A 19170-nucleotide genomic window follows, 5' to 3' on the forward strand; every position below is an offset into this window, starting at 1 on the left:
AGTTTTAAACAATTCAGCACCAATATCTATAATTTGGCTTTTTGCAGATTGATAGACGAGATAAAAAATGGGTCCAAGGACTAAATTAAGAACCAAAAAAATAAAGATCATCATTTGGGAACGGATGTTAAGAGAATTTAGGCTATGAAGAGTTTGTTTTATCATATAATTTGAAATTGATCGATTTATTGTTGAGAAAACGAAAACTTTATACGAAATGAAAGTCTTTTTTAAGATTCCCGATTACAAGTAACCCGTAAAAAAAATAACAGGGTTTTCTTATCAATACACTGTTGAACGACGTACATATTACAAAACCTTTAGATAAAAAATTGGCAAGCCCATCCCTCCTTTCGAAGGTTACGAGACATAGATTCCCGAATGATTTCATCCCACTGCATTCCATAAAAAACTACTGCAAAATTAAAGAACGAAACAATTCGATCAAATATAAATTAATGATAATTAATTTATGGGAATTCAACTGAAACAAATAAAAAAGTAATTAACATCCTTTGCGTAAAAATTAACACATCCGAGAATTTCTAAATTGATATTTACAAACTAGGACTATCACTGAAATAAAAGCTTACGTATGTTAATCTTAGAGAATCAGGTTCACCAAACAAACGCTTAGTCTTAAGGATTTAATACCAATTCGTTTCGTGAAATTGTGCCAAACACCTGCACCAAAATATTTCTAAAATCTAAAAAGACGAAATCTGTGGAATTGGCTGGAAAAAAAACAAGTGGGATGATGGATGAATTGTTGTATTTATCAAAAAACTAAAAATAAATAATCCTTAGTTTTGTAAAAAACCACTTCTTAATGCTTGCAAAATCTGATCGAAGGTTCAGATTTTGCAAAAAATAAGGAAAAAAAATGAACAAACTTCGCATCACGGGAATTATATTACTTCCCCTATTCTTGTTTGTAATCGCATGTAAGTCTTCTGTCTACAGGTTAGAATCACCAAAAACCAAAGAAGAAATCAAATCAGTAGGTTTGGTTGGTTATGGAATCTATCTAGAATACCCACCAGGTCTATTTGGAACGGAAAATCAATACCAATTTGGTCAGGCATTTGGAGACCTAATTGTAAAGTTAGATGCAGATAGCAAGGTAAATGCCAAAAAAAGAACTCCAGATCCTGCAGATGTTTTAGTGGAAGAAACGGATAAGGAAAAAATTTACAACGGTAAAAAGTTACAAATCATTTCCTTCATTTCTCGTATTGTTCCTGCAGATGGGAATTCGTATACAGTTTCGACAGCAGGTTATGTATTCTGCCAAACCAAAATTGTTTTTGTAAACGGAGTTCCTACAACACAACAACAATGTAATAATGTGTATATAGATTTTGACCCAGAAGATTCAGCTAAAGTGTTAAATTTCAAAGCTAAACCAGGTGAAATTCAATATTTAGGATTATTTAAAGGAGTATTAAAAGAAACAACTTCCGATGATCCATTTGCGCTTCCCCCAACGATTGATGAGTTACTTGGTGTTTCTAATAAAAAGAAATTTGTTTTAGAAAAAGACAATGAGGGCATCCTAAAATCAAATTCAGAAGCTCTTAAAGACAGATACTATTATCCTGATTTGCGTAGACCAGGTTATGATGAATTTGTATTTCTCGAAGGTGTGAGTAAAGCAAACCCAAAAACATACTGGCAAGAACTCGCTGATAAAAAGCTAAGTAAATTTAAAAAGTAAATAAGAGACCTCCAAATAGAAATCAATATGATAAAAAACATTCTTAAACAATTTTTGATTCTAACATTAACAATCCTTACTGTTAACTGTTTGAATTTTAGAAGTGGCGAATTTGAAGGCACTCCAGTTACCAAAAACTTCGGTGTCTCAAAAAAAACATTGGTGAAACTCAATACCGATTATCAAATTTTGATTGGAGGAGAGTCTGGAAATGCGAACGAGAACATTGTACAAAAATGGAAGAATGAAGCTGCCAAAGTTTTGAATGAAAGTGGAGATGTTTTATCTACCCGAAGCGAAACGGAGGCAAACTATGTTTTCGATATTAAAGTTACTGAGAGTTCAAGTTATTTTTCAGTCAATGTTTCCATCTGGTTCAGTATATTAACTGCTGGTGTAATACCTCAATATTCTAAATCAGTCATATCACTGAATCTATCGGTTAAAGATAAATCAGGAAAAGTTCTAGGCGAAGTAAAAAGAGAAGAGAAAAGAACTGAATTTGGGCAAATTTTGCTTCTTTTCGTAATGCCTTTTTATGATCCAGGGACAGTGGTAGATGCACAGAGAAGAGAAATGCTTAGTTCCGCATATGCAGAAATTAAAGAAAAAGGTTACCTCAAAAAATAAAATAAAACAGGTATTTTCTTAAGTATATAAAAAACGAAAGAGAATAGACTTATGATTCATTTGGGATACAAAAGTAAAAAGTTTGTATCCCATCTCTAATTAAAACCGAAACCTCGAAACAATTCTTTCCATAGAATCGGATACTTTTTGCAAACGGTTGGCTTCTTCGGAAATTTCACCAAATGTATTGGCAATTTTTGAATGATTTTCCCATAACGCCTGCAAGTTGGTGTTGGATTCTTCAGTATATCCAGTTTGTAATTTCATTTCTGAGGTGATCTGTTCTGCATCCCTTTGGAACTCACCAACAAGGTTTTTTAAGGACTTTACATTTTCGGAACTGGTTTCACTTGTACGACCAAACATTTGGACTACTTTTGATATTTCTTCAAACTTTGATTTTACATCTTCATTTGTAGAAATGATTTCTTTCATAGATTCTAAACTTTCTTTGGATGCCACTTGAGATAACTTCACCACTCGTTTGATATCCTCTATATTTTTTGCCGTTTCATCGGCAAGGCGAGATACCTCTCCTGCTACGACGGCAAAACCCCTTCCCATAGAACCAGCCCTTGCTGCCTCAATCGATGCGTTGAGAGAAAGCAAATTCACACGGTCAGAAATATCTTCTACTATAGAAATAGTGGCTTTGATATTTTCACTCATTTGGTTCATCACTTCTACTTTTTCATAAGCAGACTGGATGGCATCTTTTGCCACTTGCACCGTGCCGATCGAATGTACTGTGTTTTGTGCCAGTTCATCTGCCTTTTTTGAAAGATCTGTCATTTCCTCTGTAACTCTCGTGAGTTCTGATGCCAAAAAATTCGTTTTGTCTTTTTGGGAAAGTACACGTTCATAGGTGGCTTTGGATAGGCTTTGGATTTGGTTTACGGACTCAAAAGTAGAATCAAGTTTTGTTTTTTCTGAACTAACTTGGGAATCAATCACGCCACCTTTATCCAAAATCATTTTGGAAGTTTCCAAAAGAGACACAGCTTCGTCTTTTGCAGTTTGAAAGTATTGTCGCAACGATTCCATAAATAGATTCAGTTTTGTAATTGTATGGCTTAAGTTTGTTGCGGAGAGTTGGGGGATAGTTTCTGACAATTCTCCTTGGGACAACTTCTCAATGGAATGATTGAGATTATCGATATCATCTTTTAGCGATTTACTTCCCACGTAAGCTGCGTATATTATAATTACAACCATCATAACAAACACAATCGGCATTTGATAAAACCAATACGGAGACCTAAATTCCGTTAGTAGGATCAAAAACAAATAATAGCCAAAGGTTAACATTGGCAGAATTGCGACAGCAATCATGGTAAATAAGTTTCTTTGGAAAACTCCAAAGATACGAATTTTTGTTTCATCTAAAAGTACAGCCGATAATTCTTTGGCCTTAAGCACTGGACTCAAATACACTTCAGTTTGAAAATAAAATGCCAAATAGATGATGGGAGAAAGCATCACAGAAGCATATGGCAAGGCTAAAATTTCCATCCATGGAAGTCCGAGCAAAGTCACTGCCATAAACGAAAATCCAAAAATTGAAACTGTCCACCGAATGAGGATCACTCGACCTTCCCAATGCGGGTGTTCCAAAAGTCCTTTTTTTAAACCTTCTAGTGTTTGTTTATCTGTGTCTTTGGTAAAGTTTAATAACTTTCTAAGTCTTTTGTTTCGTAGGCCAATACCAATTACCAATGGGACCAGGGAAAGCAGAGTGCCGAGGATTCCTAATTGGATGAGAGTATCCGTATCAAAACGGGAGGCAAACAGACAAAAGTTGATAAAATAAGGAAAGATAAGTAAGTATAAGGGAGCTTCAATGGCAACTGTCAATTTCCTGATGAGTAGATTCTGATTCATTTGCTTGTGATCCGCCGTTTGGTTTGTCAATAGTTTAGAAAATCCAAAGAGACATCACCTACTTTCGTAAATTTTTTCCAAAAGAACTAACCTATGTGAGTGTTCAGAAATCAGGATTCGTCCTAAAAGTTAAGAGAAATCATATGGACTTAAGATCCAAAATGGAAATTTCAGAGGGTGCACCCAACCGAAACGGAGGCCCCCAATAACCAGTCCCTCGGCTAACATATATTAGTGAGTCTTTATATTTATGTAAACCAGATACAAACTTTTGTGCAAAATATATAAGAAAATTGCCAGGAAAAAATTGGCCTCCATGGGTATGACCTGAAATTTGTAACTGAAACCCGACTGCACTGGCTTCATAAATACTGTTAGGTTGGTGGGCCAACAAAATCTTGTAATCACAATTCTCTCCTCCTTCCATAGCTCGTTTAGGATTGGTTTGGTGGGATTTGATGATTTTTCCTGCAGCTAAATCAGTCACACCAGCCATTAGCAATTTAGCATTGCCAATCTTTAAGATTTGGTTTTGGTTCAGTAAAATTTTTACTCCTAGATTTTGGATTTCCGGAAGCCAAGAAAGCACTCCTGAATAATATTCATGATTTCCTGTTACATAAAAAGTCCCATACTTTGACTGAATGTCGGCCAATGGTTTTAAATGTTGTTTGAGAGTGGATACAGGTCCATCTACTAAATCTCCAGTGATGACAACAACATCTGGATTTTGTAGGTTGATTCGTTTTACCACCCGCTTTAAAAACTTTTCTTTAATCGTGGCTCCAATATGCACATCAGAGATTTGTACAATTTTGAATCCATTTAAATCAGGATGTAAGTCTTTTATCGGGATAGAAACTCGTTTGTATCTCAAACGCACATGGGCATTGAAAAAACCAAGAGAACTGAGTGCTGTTGCCACCACAATGGTAACAAATGCATAACTAAAATTTTTTACTTCTGTTACACCATCGAGAGGAAATCCAAAATGAAGTAAGGTCGAAAACAAAACTTGCGAATAATGAGTCACTATTCCTAAGTCTACCAGGCGAAGAAGATCCATAAGAAGAACCAAAGTGAATAGAATAGAAAAAAAACCGAAGTTTGTGAAAGTGACATAGGCAAAAAATGTCTGCGTTTTCTCTCGTTTGGAAATCCGACTTAAGGCATAGGTAAGCGGAACCAGTAAAACTAGCGCCCCCACACCGAATAAAATCACTGTTACCACCGGTCCATTCAGTGAAAGTCCTGAAATCAAACGAAAGGTAGAATAATAATAGATAAATCCAAGTAAGGATGTCAGAACGGACAAAAATAGGAAGAATGCTTTCAATCAAGTTACCCTACTCATTGGACAGGATGGGAATCATGAAAGTTGTCGATAATTAACCAGAAGGTAGAGGATGAAAGAAAAAGATACAGTTAGAACGAAATCCGATGTGATACTGATAGGTGCAGGAATTATGAGTGCCACACTTGGCGTTCTTTTAAAAGAACTTGCACCCCACCTAACAATCACTGTATTGGAAAGGTTGGATGCTGCAGCGCGAGAAAGTTCCAATGCCTGGAACAATGCAGGGACCGGACACTCTGCCTTTTGTGAATTAAATTATACAATCGAAAACGAAGACGGGTCCATCCAAACTAAAAAAGCTCTACAAATTGCCGAATGGTTTGAAATTTCCAAAGAATTTTGGGGATACCTTTCTGGCACCAAACGGATCCTAGATGCTGATGAATTTATCCACTCAGTTCCGCATTATAGTTTTGTTTGGGGAGAGGAAAATGTTTCTTTTCTTCGAAAACGATACGAGGCATTAAAAAAATATGAGCTCTTTAAAGATTTAGTTTATTCAGAAGATAAAAACACTTTAACCGAATGGTTACCTCTTGTCATGCAAGGTCGGGAAGATTCGGAGACAATTGCCGCCACCAAAATGGAGTTAGGAACCGATGTCAATTTTGGTACACTGACTCGTGCTATGTTTCGGTATTTAGAAAGTTTTCCAGATGTTCATGTGCATTATTTTGAAGATGTAAAAGATTTGGAACGTGCAGAAAATGGATATTGGCACCTAACGTCAAATAACATTCAAACTCATGAAAAAGAACACCATGAGGCAAAATTTGTATTTATTGGAGCAGGTGGTGGAAGCCTTCCTCTTTTAGAGAAATCAGATATCCCTGAGGCCGCAGGATTTGGCGGATTTCCTGTTAGCGGGCAGTGGTTACGATGCCGTAACCGAGATGTGATCAAACAACATTTTGCTAAAGTATACGGAAAAGCCAATGTAGGTTCTCCTCCGATGTCTGTTCCCCATTTGGATACAAGGATTATTGAAGGGAAAAAAGAATTATTATTTGGACCTTACGCTGGTTTCACGACTAAATTCTTAAAAAAAGGATCCTATTTAGATTTAGTTAAGTCCTTAGAGTTTGATAATATCTTTCCGATGTTGTCAGCTGGAATGCACAACCTACCACTGACAAAGTACCTCATAAGCCAAGCCATGCAGTCGCATGAAGATCGTATCGCTGCACTGCGAGAATATTTTCCAGAAGTAAAATCAGAAGATTGGGAATTGGTAGTGGCCGGCCAAAGGGTACAAGTCATCAAAAAAGATGAGGAAGAAGGCGGGGTCCTTGAATTTGGAACAGAAGTTGTAGCTGCAAAAGATGGGTCTCTTGCGGCTCTCCTCGGGGCAAGTCCAGGAGCATCCACCTCTGTATCAATCATGTTGGAAGTGTTAGCAGATTGTTTTCCTAAAGAGATGCAATCTTCCGAATGGAAAAACAAATTAAAAACGATGATTCCAAGTTTTGGTGAATCGATGAAAGACAACGCAGAGATTTGTATCGCAAGCCGCAGAAAAACGGAAGAACTTTTGGAACTAAACCAAGGAGCCAGTATGAGCTCCAAGGTTTAAAGTAAATAGAGATTGGGCTTCCTTAAAAATTATTTATTCTTTTTTCGAAGCTCAATCACCACTTTCTCTTTTGAATCCACATTGTACATGGCTGAACCTTGCGTGGAATCAATGATCCTTCTAGAATTCACACCCTTTTCACGAAGCACACGCGAGATGGCTTGGGAACGTTCAAACCCTAAGTCATAGTTATCATAATTTCCTGGTACATCTTCTTTAAAGGGAGTTGTATAAGTGATAACTTGAACATCATAGTCTTTGTATTCATTTTCCAAACTGCGCGAAATAGCATCCAATCGAGCCCTGCCTTCTAAGTGGATACGACTTGAAGGAAGATCAAAGATCTCACTAGCAAGAAACACAAAACGTTCCAATTTAGTTTCGACTACTGGTTCCTTTGTTTGTTGCGGTGGGACTTCCGATCCAACGGATTCCAAAACGTTGACAGGTTTTGACTCTATTTCAGGGTTTGTTTGTCCATGAAGTGTAAAACTGAGTCCCAAACCAAATTTAAAAAAGCTCTCTTCATAATTTCCTTTGTTTCTATGGCCAGAATTGGGAGCTTCATATTTGACCATATAGACATTGGCGTGTTCTATTTCAGCATTAATAAAAAATAGATCATTGATATGGTACCGAACGCCCAATGCACCAAACACACGGTTGGTGGTCCCACCAAAAAGTCTTTCAAATCCGGATCCACCACCTACTCGTATATAAGGATCGAATGGATCGTTGGGTAGGAAATGGAAAAATAAACTTAAATCCCCAGAGGTTGAATTTAAAACATCTCTTCTTTTTTGAACGGCAAAGTCATAAAAATCACCTTGATTTAACCTAGATAATAAAGTGGTATTATCCAACGCAGTTAAAGAATATATAATGATTTGTCTTTCGTCTATTGCTCTAAAATGAGAAGCTGTAATGATTTGGTTCGATACGGAAAAACCAATTCCAAAATATCTGAAAAGTCCGTATTCAAATCCCAATTCACCAAGTCGACTTGATAACTCCGTCCTGTCTTTTACCATTGCATTCAACGCATAAAAATTCGAAAAAATGGTAAGGTTGTCCGTATAAGGAGAGTTTAACGCTAAATAATTAGGAAAATTTGTATTCTCTACACTCTTTTCAATGCGACCTGAGTTGTTTCCAAGACCTAAGCCACCCGTCCCATACAAAATTAATTTTCCACGGTCAAAACCTTGGCCAAAGGCAAACGAAGTTGGGAAAAAAGAGATTATTCCTATAAAAATGGAAATAAATTTCAAGTTCAATTTTGGCATATCTGATTTTGAATTGTATCACGCGTTAAAGCAAGCTGATTTTTTTTACAAACTCTGTCACAAATCCATATGGCTAATTCGTCTTGGTAACGAGGTGTAAAAATGAAACCAAAAATTCTAATTTTAGGAGCCGGTTATGCAGGGGTTATGGCAGCAAACCGTTTAGACAAACAATTAAAAGAAGCAGAAATTACTCTGATTTCGGAATCCAATACTTTCCAAGAAAGAATTCGGTTTCATGAAATGGCAACACAAGGTTTAAAAGATAAACTACAGATCCAAGATCTTCTTCGAACAAAGGTTAGATTTTTACAAGCAAAGATTAGTGAAATTCTACCCAAAGAAAAATCGGTGAAATTAGAAGCAAGTTCTCAGAATGAAATCTATGATTATCTTGTCATTTCATTAGGGAGTGCTAATATCCGATCCCTCTACAACAAAGAAGGTTCGATTCAATCCAAAGAAGAAGTTTTAAAATTTTTGAAGAATAATGAAGAGAAAAAAATTCAAAAACTATGTATTGTAGGAGGAGGCCTTACCGGAATTGAAATGGCAACCGAATGGAAATATTTTTTTCCTCATTCATCTGTCACTATCGTTGATAGAAAAGAATGGGGTAATTCGTTTTCAGAAAAAGGAAAGAAGTATTTACGCAATTATATGTTACAAAACAATATCCAAGTTTTGGAAAATGTAAATATCCATAGAATTCATGAAAATGAAATTTTGTTGGAAGACCAAACCAAATTAGCATATGATTGTCTTCTCAACTGCAGTGGGTTTTTAGCTTCCTCTCTGGCAAAAAAATCAGGTTTTAAAACCAACCACCGAAACCAAGTTTATGTGGATTCCTTTCTTAGATCTAACGAATATCCAGATGTTTTTGTTGCCGGAGATTTAGCATATTTGGAAAATTCCATTTTGCGAATGGGATGTGTGACCGCATTACCAATGGGTGCCTATATAGCAGACCAATTGGCACGACTGATCAAAGGAAAAAGTATATCTCCTTTTTCATTCCAATTTGCAGGTAGGTGTCTTTCCTTAGGGAGAGAAGAAGGTCTCATCCAGTTTACTTCCGGTGATGACAAACCTAAAGAGTTAATCATTAAAGGTAGATGGGGAGCTCGAATCAAAGAATTGGTCAATCGATTCACTATCTTTTCATTGCAGATGGAAAAACTACTACCTTTCCGATTCTATTTTTGGCCCAAAGGGAATCCCATCAAATTTGAAAAAGATGTATTAAAGAAATCTATTTCCTGGGAAGGTTTGGTTTCATGAATGATATCGATTTATTTTTAGAATGGAAACATTATATTTTTTCTATCGCATATCGAATTACAGGTAGTTATGTGGATGCAGAGGATATTGTACAGGAGAGTTATCTTAGATGGCTCTCTGCCAAAAAAGTAGATATCAAAAACCACAAATCATATTTTGGAAGTATTGCCGCACGACTCGCTTTTGATCTTTTGAAAAAAGCTTCAAGAAAAAAAGAAACTTATATTGGACCCTACCTTCCTGAACCAATTCCCGAAACTATAGAGGCTTTGGATGAAGAAAAAATTGATTTTGCTTTTCTTGTAATTTTAGAAACTTTAAATCCAACAGAAAGAGCCATATTCATTTTACGTGAGTTATTCGATTTTGATTATGAATCAATTTCGAAGATCGTAGATAAAAGTATTGAAAATTGTAGGCAAATTTTGGGTCGGGCTCGGACTGCTATCCAATCTCGAAAAAAAAAGTTTGATCCAGACCCGGCACTTCATTCAAAACTATTACTTGAATTTAGTTTTGCTTGTTACAACCAAGACACAAAATCTCTAACAAAACTTTTGCGGGATGATGTTATTGCTTTCTCTGATGGAGGCGGCAAGGTTCATGCCGCGAGAATTCCAATTCCTGGAATTCGAAGGGTAGTCTCTTTACTCAAGAGGACCACAAAAAAAGCGGCCAAAACTACTGAAATCTTTTTCGGCTATGCCAACGGTTCTCCCGCGATCATTGGATATTCCCATGGTATCCCAAATATTGTCCAAATTTTTACTATGAAAGGCAATCAAATCCATACTATTTATAATTTAGTAAATCCTGATAAACTAAAAGGATTTCAGAACAAGGAAAACCTGATGAAACTAGGATATCTACGGAGGCCAAATTTATTGGATTGGGCCCTTTCCTTCGTAAGGCGGTGGATCCCTTCAAGCAATTGATGAATATTTCCATATTTTCTTTCGTCGAATCAAACGAAGGCAATGAAGATAACCAATCAAATCTTCCTTATGATTATAATCATCATAACTTTGGGATATTGTGGTCCCAATGAGATTGCCAATGTACCAGTTGCGAAAAAAGCAGTGTTGGATCTGAGTGTTTGGAACTTCGAAACTATGGGGAATGTGCCACTCAATGGAGAATGGCGTATCGATTGGAAAAACTGGAATCCCAAAGAAGATTCACTGAATCAGGAATTCACTGTAGTACCGGGTCATTGGACCAATTCTAGTTTCGAAAAATATCCAGCGGGTTATGCAACACTTAAGCTTACCATACTGGTTTCTGAAAATACAAAAACATTATACCTACAAAACGGAGTCACTCGCAACGCTTTCGAAATCGCTGTGGGAAAGGAAACCATCTACAAATCAGGAACCATTGGGGAAACGTATTCTTCTGAGATTCCTAATCTTAATATCCAAACTGTTTCTTTGCCCAATTCAACTAACAACAAAATCGACCTCTCCATTAGAGTTTCCTGTTTTCATTACCATATTTGCGGAATTGCAACGCCTTACATTCTCGGAACTCATACTGGAATTAATAAATCGTTTTTAGAAACTATAAGCAGAGATATTTTTGTATTTGCATCTCTTCTTACTTTAGCATTATTCCATCTTGTCTTATACCTTTTCTGGAGAGATGAAAAAACTCATATCTACTTTGCATCTGTTTGTTTTTTAGCAGCCATTCGTTTATTAAGCACTGGCGAAACTCGATTCATCTACAACTACCTTCCACCTGGAATCTATGAAACCATGGTAAGAATCAATGGAATCAGTTTCGTTTTATTGTATCTATCTTTTGTTCTTTATGTTAGAGAAATTTATAATGCAAAAATTTATAATTTAGTTTATAGGATAAACTTCTTTGTAGCATCTTTATTATTCCTTGCATTACCGCTCAACATACTAACTTTTTCAAAATTTTTAGGATTACATCTTATACTTTCGCTCTTTGCACTTTTTGGATTATTTTATCCGATCATTCATGGAGTTATTTTAAAAAAACCAGGAAGTAAGTTCTTTTTATTTTCAGTGGTTGCAACAATGTCTTTATTTTCCCTAGACATTCTCACAGAATTTGCAAAAAAAGGCACCGCCTATCTAACGCAATATGGTTTTCTTGTTTTTGGACTATCCCAAGCACTTTTCATTGCAGATCGCATGATTGAGAACTTTAGAAACAAAGAAAGACTTAAACAAGAAAAAGAAAATGCAGAGGCAAAAGTTCACTTTAAAACATCTTTTTTATCCACAATGAGTCATGAAATTAGAACTCCCATGAATGGAATATTGGGGATGACTCAAATATTAAAACAAACAGAATTATCTGAAGAACAAAAAGAATATTTAAACCTCATTCAATTTAGCGGAGATAATCTATTATTACTTGTAAATGATATTTTGGATTTAACAAAACTAGAATCTGGACAATTTGAATTACATTTAGAGCCAATCCCTTTGCATAAATTCTTAGGCGATTGTATTAATCTTTTTAAATCTCAAATAAATTCAAACCAGCTAAAGATCGAATTAGAATTTTTAAATACTCCTCCAACCTTTCTTATCACAGACCAAAGACGATTTGCTCAGATTTTAACTAACCTTGTCAGTAATGCAGTAAAATTTACAGAAAAAGGATCCATCAATATTTCCGTTGAATCAATTCCTTTACCAAACAAAGAAATCCGATTGGTGATTTCAGTTAAAGATACTGGAATTGGGATTCCTGAAGACCGGATGGGAATTTTATTCCAACCTTTCTCTCAAGTGCATTCCCATCTAACTGAAAAAACAGTAGGAACAGGACTTGGACTCGCTATTACGAAAAAATTAATTGAAGAAATGGGTGGATCCATATCCGTACATAGTGTTTACGGTAGGGGTTCGAATTTCACTTTTCAATTTGATTCTCAAGTCCCACAAGAATCCATTTCGCAAAAATCAATTACCAACGAAAGAGAAACTGTTCCCAAAAGTGAATGGGATTCGAAGTTATCTGATAAATATCCTTTAAAGATTCTAATTGCTGATGATGACCCAATCAACCAAAAAGTTTCGAGTCTTTTCTTAAAGAAACTTGGTTATACCACCTTACAAGCTGATAATGGAGAAAGAACTTTAGATATGGTTCGCTCTGAATTACCAGACTTAGTATTTATGGACATCCAAATGCCTGATATGGATGGAATTACAGTGACTAAGTGCATTCGTCAATCCCAGACCATCGCCAAACAACCTGTCATTATCGCCCTCACGGCCAATGTCCTCGAGGAAGAAAAACAACGATGTCTTTCGGCAGGAATGGATGATTTTATGACAAAACCGCTTTTGTTACATGATCTTGATTTTATGATTCGAAAATGGGCGAAAAAGAATTTGATACAGTCCAATATTTAAGGACCCTCCATTGGCTACAACTCTCGGCAAACTTCCCCACGGCGATATTCTCAAACGTCTCTCTCAGTCTGAACACTTCCAATCCGGCAGCTTTCATAACTTGGAACCAACAGAAATGCTAGCACCTAACAGTTCCTATTGGAAAATGGCTATCAAATACTGGCAAAAACCAAATTCCATACGCCCCTCCTCGCCTATTCCTTCTAGCAAAATCAACTTAAACGAGTTGGATGCCACTAAGCCGCAATACATTTGGTTTGGACATTCTTCTTATTTATTGTTAGCTGATGGAAAAAAAATCTTAGTCGATCCTGTATTTTCCGGTTATGCCTCACCTGTTCCTTTTGCAGTTAAATCATTTGATGGAACCGATGTATATTTACCTGAAGATATGCCCGATTTAGACATTTTACTTATTACTCATGACCATTATGATCACCTAGATTATGAAACGGTGATTAAGTTACATCCCAGGACAAAAACCATCGTTGTTCCGTTAGGTGTATCTGCCCACCTGTTATCTTGGGGAGTTCCTTTACAGAAAATTGTGGAGTTGGATTGGTTTGAGTCTAAAGAAATTGTTTCCAATCTAACTGTGACTGCCACACCTACAAGGCATTTCTCAGGACGAAGTGTACTTAGAAATAAAAGCCTCTGGTGTTCCTATGTTTTAAAATTAGGAGAATATAAAGTCTTTGTCGGTGGTGATTCTGGCTTCGGATCTGTATTCGAAACCATTGGAAAAAAATATGGCCCCTTTGATTTGGCCTTCTTAGAATGTGGGCAGTATGGTGACGACTGGCCCTCTATCCATATGCGCCCAGAAGAAACTGCGCTTGCAGCAGAAACTATCGGAGCCAAATCTTTTGTTCCCGTCCATTGGGGAAAATTTATTCTTTCTCTCCATCCTTGGAATGATCCAATCAAACGAGTTCTGGTTGCCTCTCAAAATTTAAAACTTAATTTGCAAGTTCCTAAAATTGGAGAAAGTTTTGCCTTCACAGGCTCAGGCAGTGTAGATGGCTGGTGGAATTTTCAGTGACAGAAGTATCCGTTCATTAATACAGTCAGATAGATTTTATTTAGGTCTTAATTATGAAACATGCTTTAGTCATTGGTGCCACATCCGACATTGGAATCCATATTGCTACATCCCTAGCCAAAAAAGGATTTTCACTTTCTCTAACGGGAAGAAACAAAAAAAAGTTAGAAGAATTGAATACGGAACTTAAACCCCAATTTTCAAATACAACAGTTGCTACTTATTTATTAGATGTAACAGACTTTTCCTCACATAATATTTTTTATGAATCCCTTCCGACCAAACCATCCATAGTCTTTTTTGTCGCAGGGTATTATGAAGACCAAACGAAAGCAAGAACCGATCAGGAAGAACTTTTAAAAACAATCAACACTAATTACTCAGGAATCGTTTCACTCATTAATATCTTTTCTTTGGATATGGAACAAAAAGGAAATGGAACAATTGTTGTCATCAGTTCTGTAGCGGGGGAGCGCGGTAGACAATTGAACTATATTTATGGAAGTGCCAAAGCAGGACTTACTACCTACCTCTCTGGTCTTCGGTCACTATTGTTTTCCAAAGGAGTCCATATTTGCACCATCCAATTGGGTCCAGTGTATACAAAAATGTCAGAGGGTCACAACCTGATTCCATGGCTCACCTTACAGTCAGAAAGTGCTGCAGAACTCATTGTAAACGCAGGACTTAAGAATAAAGATATTATTTATATTCGTTGGCCATGGCGTTGGATCATGTTTGGGATTCGTATCATTCCAGAATGGATTTTCAAGCGCCTCCCTCCCTTTTGATTAATTAATCAATGCTAAGGATAACTGACATAGTTCCAAATTGATTGGAAACCGTTAATCATTGGACAACTATGCAATGCAGCAGCTCCCATTCCATTACAGCCACTAGTCACCAAACGCTTGCTATTTGCAAATGGTGAACCTATACTTGTATTCGTGAGAGCGCCTGTCATAGAGAATTGATTCAACCAAGCATCTGTTACTTGGTTTAAATTTCCACTAAAGTTGGCAACAGTATCATTTTCATGAATTAGACCGTAGTACGAACCCGCAGGAGCCGTTTGTGCTCCCCCCATCCAAGTGGGAATGGTTGCAAATTGTAAACTATAATCAGAGACTCCACTATAAATAGAAACTCTTGCCACTGCCCGAATTTTTCCATGAAATGCAGCATGCCCGCTTCCTTGCGAGTGACCACCTACATACACTAAAGACCAATTGATATTATTTCCAGTAACAAACTGCTCCCAACCTTCCCCTGGCCTTGTTTGAACCAAATATTGAAGTAGGGAAAGTAACCTTCCTTCGATGGAGTTAGAAGCATCCACCGATACATAAGGAGATACATCTGCCCCTGTGATTACTTCCCTACGCAAATTTTCAAAACAACCTGCATCAGACTTAGCATCTCCTTGGTTACAGACACTATTTACAGCTTCGTTATTTGGATAACTAAGTCCAATGATATGGTAACCACGTGTAGCACCTTGTTGTAAAATCGCACCAATTTCACAAGGCGAAGATCCTGTACCCGGATAAAAAACAGATAGTATATTTTTTCGACTAACACCTGATTGAGGAAGATAGACTTGGTGCGGAGTATTGTATGAATTAATCGCAGAAGAAGTTTGTGTAGGTGAAATTTGTAATCTAGTTAAGGCACCCACGTTTCCACTGGATGGAAAGGTGTTTTGTCCAACACAAGAACGTGCATACAATCCAATACCCAAAAGAGTCACAATATCTTCGTTTTCGTTTTCCTTGGAATCCTTTTTACATGAATAAAAGAAACTAACAAAAATAGATAGGACAAGTAATCCCGTAAGAAAACGAATTAAAAAACTAGAACTCAATGAAAACACCCTAAAATAAAAGATTAATAAGATATATTTAGAATATCTACAAAAAGAAAGCAATGATTTATACAATTATAGTCGTTCACTTTTCGAGATCCTACTTGCTGAAAGGACAAACAAAATGCTTAAATACAGATTAAATTCAACTTCAATCTCTACTAAGAAAAATGAATGCTTTTTGGAAAGTTTACTTTAGTTTTTGAAACTGCGTAACTAGGTCATCCGTCTTAGAACCGATTCCTTCGATTCTTGATACAACAATACCTTCCTTGGAAACCAAACTATAAACGGCAGAGTGATTGAATTCTCCATTAGAAATTTTTTTATAATTGATTCCAAGAACCACTGACAACATACGAATGTCTTCTTCCTTACCTGAAAGAAGAGTCCAACTCTCGTTTAAGTTCATTTTCTTTTTATAGGCGCTGAGAACAGTTGGTGTGTCTTTTTCAGAATCAAAACTAACAAGCACCATACGAGGCTCTAATCCAGAGGTTTCTTTTATTTTTTTGGAAAGTTGTTCCATATCTGCTACAAGTCTTGGACAAATGGATTGGCAAGATGCATAAAACATGCTGATGATAAATAAAGTACCTTTTAAATTTTTCAAAACCAGCGGTTGGTTAATTTCGGTCGTCCACTTTGAGCCCAAGTCAAATAAACTCCCTTGGGCACCGTCACCAGCAGCTAAAACATGATCATGGTGATTGTGTTCGCCAGAACTATGATCGTCGCAACCTAAACACAATACGGAAGCAACAAAAAGGAAGATGATTTTTTGAATGAACTGATTTTTCATAATGGATTGTCCTTTATTTTTATATCTGATGCACATCGAAATCCTAAATACTTTGCGGTATACCAACCTTTCAAACCGGCTCGATACCCATAACGCATGTAAGATGCATAATTGGAAAAGTCATTCGCTTTTAAGGAACCGCCTCCGCAAAAAAGACTACTCTCTAAATCTGTATCTTGTCTGGAATCCCCGGTAACAGAAGTGTTATTAAAATCAAAGACCCACTCCCAAATCATTCCATGTTGGTCATATACCCCAAGTCCATTTTTGTAACGACCCACAGAAGGTAAAAACTCTGGTTTCTGTTCTCCATACCAAGTAAGGATCACAGTTTCCACTTCCTTTTTATTTTTACCTGTTGGTGGAATGTTTGCAACATACTCCCATTCTGATTCTTTGGGCAGCCTTTTTCCTTTCCACTGGCAATAAGCATTTGCAGAAAACCAAGAAACATAGGTAACAGGGGAATGGACCTGATTGGATTCAGGTGTTTTAAACTTCCAGTCCCCTAAATAACCGCCATCAGCAAATAAAGGTGATACTTTTCCCTTTTTCCATTCTGGATTGGCTTCTATAAATTCAAAATATTCTTTCTTTGTCACTGGATACTGATCCAAATAAAAACTTTTGATTTTTAGAGTACCGCCTAACTTTGAATCGGTTTCTTTTAGAAAGGGTCTCCAAGTTCCGGCAGGGATTTTTACCATTTCGCCGGAAATTGGAATCACAAAAAGGAAAATCAATAAAAAGAACCATCTGTTCATGATTGGTGTATTAGTTTCTTAATTATTTTACCTCAGCTTCAGAAACCATGATTCCTTTGTTACCCCACTGGTTGTAAACATAACTGAGGACACTGGCAATCTCCTCATTGGAAAGTTCTAAATGTGGCATTACGTTATTGTATTTTTGTCCGTTCACAGTAATTGGCCCACTCAATCCTTTTTTCAAAATCTGAATGGCTCGGCCTTTGTCTGCATTGAGATAGTCTGACTTAGCCAATGGAGGGAAAACTCCGACAACTCCTTGTCCTTCTTTCATGTGGCAGGCGGAACAAACTGATTTATAAACTCTTTCCCCATTGGCCAAAATTTCTTTTGGTGTTTTTGCAGAAGCTTTGGGTTTTACTTCTGTTACCATTCTTTGGATGGCTGGTCCTTCAGGAAGATAAACTGTATCGTCCTGTTTTCCTGAATAGACAGTGGCATTTGGTTCCCCTTCCACCTTCAGCATTCCAAGCGAACCCTTGTTAAATGTTCGAAAGATGGAATGATCTACCAAAATAAGAGTTCCTGGAACTTCTACTTTAAAATCAACAATAGCAGAACCACCCGCTGGAATTAATGTAGTTTGAACATTTTTTTGGTTTGGAAGAACCCCACCTTCAGTGTAAACATTGTCAAAAATTTCGCCAATGACATGAAATGAAGAAACTAAATTAGGACCTCCATTCCCAACAAAAAGTCGGACGGTTTCCCCTACTTTCGCAGTGATAGCCCGATCTTCAACAAGTGAACCCACAGATCCGTTAAACACAACATAATCTGGAATTTCTGTGATCGCCTTTTCCATGCTAAATGGTTGGAGTCCAGGCTCTCCATTTTTTCCTTTGGTATAAAATTCACTTTGAACCACATAGTATTCTTTATCTACTTTTGGTAGGTCGTCTTTCGGTTGTACAAAAATTAATCCATACATACCGTTTGCGATATGCATTCCCACAGGAGAAGTCGCGCAGTGGTAAATATACAAACCGGGATTTAATGCTTTAAAAGAAAATTTAGATGCATGGCCGGGAATCGTGAGGGAGGCCGCAGCTCCTCCACCTTGACCAGTGACTGCGTGCAAATCAATGTTATGTGGCATTTTACTCGAAGGGTGGTTTTTTAGGTGGAATTCTACATCATCACCTTCCCTAACGCGAATCATGGGACCAGGAACAGAACCTCCAAATGTCCAAAAAGTATATTCCACTCCATCGGCAAGCCGACCCACTACTTCCACAGTTTCCATATTCACAATCACTTTGGCTTCGTTTGTTCTGTCGATATGGGGAGGAACTTCCGGGGCATACGTGAGTTTGGCCTCTTCTGTTTTTTGTCCCGAACAAACAGTGAATAAACTTGTCATGACCAAAAGGAGAAGAAAAATTTCTAAGATCTTTGGTTTCGGTAGTTTCATATACATTTCCGTATCCTTTTGTTTCATTCTAAAATGCCCTAACCAAATTCTCATTGATACAAATCAATGGATTCGAGCGCAAACATTACAAAATGCACAAAAATTGCGAATAGAGAAGTATTTTTTCTTCACTTTCTTTATTTAAGGAAAAA

At 36.9% G+C, this 19170-nt stretch carries 16 protein-coding genes (1 of these 16 cut by a window edge); 8 read left to right on the forward strand and 8 right to left on the reverse strand.

Annotated elements, in window-relative coordinates:
* Nucleotides 1-165 carry the 5' end (the start) of a methyl-accepting chemotaxis protein gene (locus tag LEP1GSC203_RS05830; RefSeq protein WP_002973005.1) on the reverse strand. Its footprint begins 1596 nt before the window's first position, so the window shows 165 of its 1761 coding nt (coding positions 1-165); its start codon is at nucleotides 163-165; its stop codon lies off the left edge, out of view.
* Nucleotides 166-883: 718 nt separating this feature from the next.
* Between LEP1GSC203_RS05830 and LEP1GSC203_RS05835 the strand changes: the two genes are divergently transcribed.
* Nucleotides 884-1717 (forward strand): hypothetical protein, encoded by an 834-nt coding sequence (locus LEP1GSC203_RS05835; RefSeq protein WP_002973018.1) that lies wholly within the window; start codon nucleotides 884-886, stop codon nucleotides 1715-1717.
* A gap of 27 nt (nucleotides 1718-1744) precedes the next feature.
* Complete coding sequence (locus LEP1GSC203_RS05840; protein WP_002973073.1) at nucleotides 1745-2347, forward strand: hypothetical protein; 603 nt, start codon at nucleotides 1745-1747, stop codon at nucleotides 2345-2347.
* Between the two features lie 99 nt (nucleotides 2348-2446).
* Here the strand turns inward: LEP1GSC203_RS05840 and LEP1GSC203_RS05845 are convergent, their stop codons facing one another.
* Together LEP1GSC203_RS05845 and LEP1GSC203_RS05850 are read right to left on the reverse strand one after the other, a co-directional pair.
* On the reverse strand, nucleotides 2447-4228 hold the full coding sequence (locus LEP1GSC203_RS05845) for a methyl-accepting chemotaxis protein (protein WP_002973148.1): 1782 nt from the start codon (nucleotides 4226-4228) through the stop codon (nucleotides 2447-2449).
* A 139-nt stretch (nucleotides 4229-4367) separates the two neighbouring features.
* Entirely contained in the window at nucleotides 4368-5564 is a 1197-nt protein-coding gene (locus LEP1GSC203_RS05850; protein ID WP_002973183.1) for a metallophosphoesterase, read from the reverse strand.
* Between the two features lie 70 nt (nucleotides 5565-5634).
* Between LEP1GSC203_RS05850 and LEP1GSC203_RS05855 the strand changes: the two genes are divergently transcribed.
* Entirely contained in the window at nucleotides 5635-7158 is a 1524-nt protein-coding gene (locus LEP1GSC203_RS05855; protein ID WP_002973034.1) for a malate:quinone oxidoreductase, read from the forward strand.
* A gap of 29 nt (nucleotides 7159-7187) precedes the next feature.
* Here the strand turns inward: LEP1GSC203_RS05855 and LEP1GSC203_RS05860 are convergent, their stop codons facing one another.
* Complete coding sequence (locus LEP1GSC203_RS05860; protein ID WP_039937347.1) at nucleotides 7188-8444, reverse strand: OmpA family protein; 1257 nt, start codon at nucleotides 8442-8444, stop codon at nucleotides 7188-7190.
* A gap of 102 nt (nucleotides 8445-8546) precedes the next feature.
* Between LEP1GSC203_RS05860 and LEP1GSC203_RS05865 the strand changes: the two genes are divergently transcribed.
* Genes LEP1GSC203_RS05865 through LEP1GSC203_RS05885 form a run of 5 tightly spaced genes read left to right on the forward strand, consistent with a single transcriptional unit; the run spans nucleotide 8547 to nucleotide 14962 of the window.
* On the forward strand, nucleotides 8547-9728 hold the full coding sequence (locus tag LEP1GSC203_RS05865) for an NAD(P)/FAD-dependent oxidoreductase (RefSeq protein WP_002973088.1): 1182 nt from the start codon (nucleotides 8547-8549) through the stop codon (nucleotides 9726-9728).
* Nucleotides 9725-10663: a sigma-70 family RNA polymerase sigma factor gene (locus LEP1GSC203_RS05870; protein ID WP_002972967.1), complete on the forward strand. Its 939-nt coding sequence runs from the start codon at nucleotides 9725-9727 to the stop codon at nucleotides 10661-10663. The genes LEP1GSC203_RS05865 and LEP1GSC203_RS05870 overlap by 4 nt, the downstream gene beginning before the upstream one ends.
* Nucleotides 10664-10705: 42 nt before the next feature.
* Nucleotides 10706-13129 (forward strand): ATP-binding protein, encoded by a 2424-nt coding sequence (locus tag LEP1GSC203_RS05875; RefSeq protein ID WP_002973133.1) that lies wholly within the window; start codon nucleotides 10706-10708, stop codon nucleotides 13127-13129.
* 10 nt (nucleotides 13130-13139) lie between these two features.
* The gene (locus LEP1GSC203_RS05880; RefSeq protein ID WP_002972977.1) at nucleotides 13140-14171 is read left to right on the forward strand and encodes an MBL fold metallo-hydrolase; all 1032 of its coding nucleotides are present in this window, start codon (nucleotides 13140-13142) and stop codon (nucleotides 14169-14171) included.
* A gap of 53 nt (nucleotides 14172-14224) precedes the next feature.
* Nucleotides 14225-14962: an SDR family NAD(P)-dependent oxidoreductase gene (locus tag LEP1GSC203_RS05885; RefSeq protein ID WP_002973043.1), complete on the forward strand. Its 738-nt coding sequence runs from the start codon at nucleotides 14225-14227 to the stop codon at nucleotides 14960-14962.
* Between the two features lie 14 nt (nucleotides 14963-14976).
* Here LEP1GSC203_RS05885 and LEP1GSC203_RS05890 read toward each other — a convergent pair whose 3' ends face one another.
* The 4 genes from LEP1GSC203_RS05890 to nirK form a co-directional block, all read right to left on the reverse strand.
* Nucleotides 14977-16035: a BPSS1187 family protein gene (locus LEP1GSC203_RS05890; protein WP_002973188.1), complete on the reverse strand. Its 1059-nt coding sequence runs from the start codon at nucleotides 16033-16035 to the stop codon at nucleotides 14977-14979.
* A 190-nt stretch (nucleotides 16036-16225) separates the two neighbouring features.
* Nucleotides 16226-16837, reverse strand: a complete 612-nt coding sequence (locus tag LEP1GSC203_RS05895) for an SCO family protein (RefSeq protein WP_002972969.1) — start codon at nucleotides 16835-16837, stop codon at nucleotides 16226-16228.
* Entirely contained in the window at nucleotides 16834-17601 is a 768-nt protein-coding gene (locus tag LEP1GSC203_RS05900; protein WP_002973195.1) for a formylglycine-generating enzyme family protein, read from the reverse strand. Before LEP1GSC203_RS05900 ends, LEP1GSC203_RS05895 begins: the two co-directional genes overlap by 4 nt.
* A gap of 22 nt (nucleotides 17602-17623) precedes the next feature.
* Nucleotides 17624-19045 (reverse strand): copper-containing nitrite reductase, encoded by a 1422-nt coding sequence (nirK, locus tag LEP1GSC203_RS05905; RefSeq protein WP_002973135.1) that lies wholly within the window; start codon nucleotides 19043-19045, stop codon nucleotides 17624-17626.
* Between the last annotated feature and the right edge of the window lie 125 nt (nucleotides 19046-19170).

Source organism: Leptospira terpstrae serovar Hualin str. LT 11-33 = ATCC 700639, assembly GCF_000332495.1.
In the GTDB taxonomy this organism is placed as follows: Bacteria; Spirochaetota; Leptospiria; order Leptospirales; family Leptospiraceae; genus Leptospira_A; species Leptospira_A terpstrae.

What these genes read in the sequence shown, in the direction of transcription:
- LEP1GSC203_RS05855 (WP_002973034.1), top strand. Translation starts at nt 5,635, where the DNA reads ATGAAAGAAAAAGATACAGTTAGAACGAAATCCGATGTGATACTGATA.
- LEP1GSC203_RS05885 (WP_002973043.1), top strand. Translation starts at nt 14,225, where the DNA reads ATGAAACATGCTTTAGTCATTGGTGCCACATCCGACATTGGAATCCAT.
- LEP1GSC203_RS05895 (WP_002972969.1), bottom strand. Translation starts at nt 16,837, where the DNA reads ATGAAAAATCAGTTCATTCAAAAAATCATCTTCCTTTTTGTTGCTTCC.
- LEP1GSC203_RS05875 (WP_002973133.1), top strand. Translation starts at nt 10,706, where the DNA reads ATGAAGATAACCAATCAAATCTTCCTTATGATTATAATCATCATAACT.
- LEP1GSC203_RS05860 (WP_039937347.1), bottom strand. Translation starts at nt 8,444, where the DNA reads ATGCCAAAATTGAACTTGAAATTTATTTCCATTTTTATAGGAATAATC.
- LEP1GSC203_RS05845 (WP_002973148.1), bottom strand. Translation starts at nt 4,228, where the DNA reads ATGAATCAGAATCTACTCATCAGGAAATTGACAGTTGCCATTGAAGCT.
- LEP1GSC203_RS05840 (WP_002973073.1), top strand. Translation starts at nt 1,745, where the DNA reads ATGATAAAAAACATTCTTAAACAATTTTTGATTCTAACATTAACAATC.
- nirK (WP_002973135.1), bottom strand. Translation starts at nt 19,045, where the DNA reads ATGAAACAAAAGGATACGGAAATGTATATGAAACTACCGAAACCAAAG.
- LEP1GSC203_RS05865 (WP_002973088.1), top strand. Translation starts at nt 8,547, where the DNA reads ATGAAACCAAAAATTCTAATTTTAGGAGCCGGTTATGCAGGGGTTATG.
- LEP1GSC203_RS05835 (WP_002973018.1), top strand. Translation starts at nt 884, where the DNA reads ATGAACAAACTTCGCATCACGGGAATTATATTACTTCCCCTATTCTTG.
- LEP1GSC203_RS05870 (WP_002972967.1), top strand. Translation starts at nt 9,725, where the DNA reads ATGAATGATATCGATTTATTTTTAGAATGGAAACATTATATTTTTTCT.
- LEP1GSC203_RS05900 (WP_002973195.1), bottom strand. Translation starts at nt 17,601, where the DNA reads ATGAACAGATGGTTCTTTTTATTGATTTTCCTTTTTGTGATTCCAATT.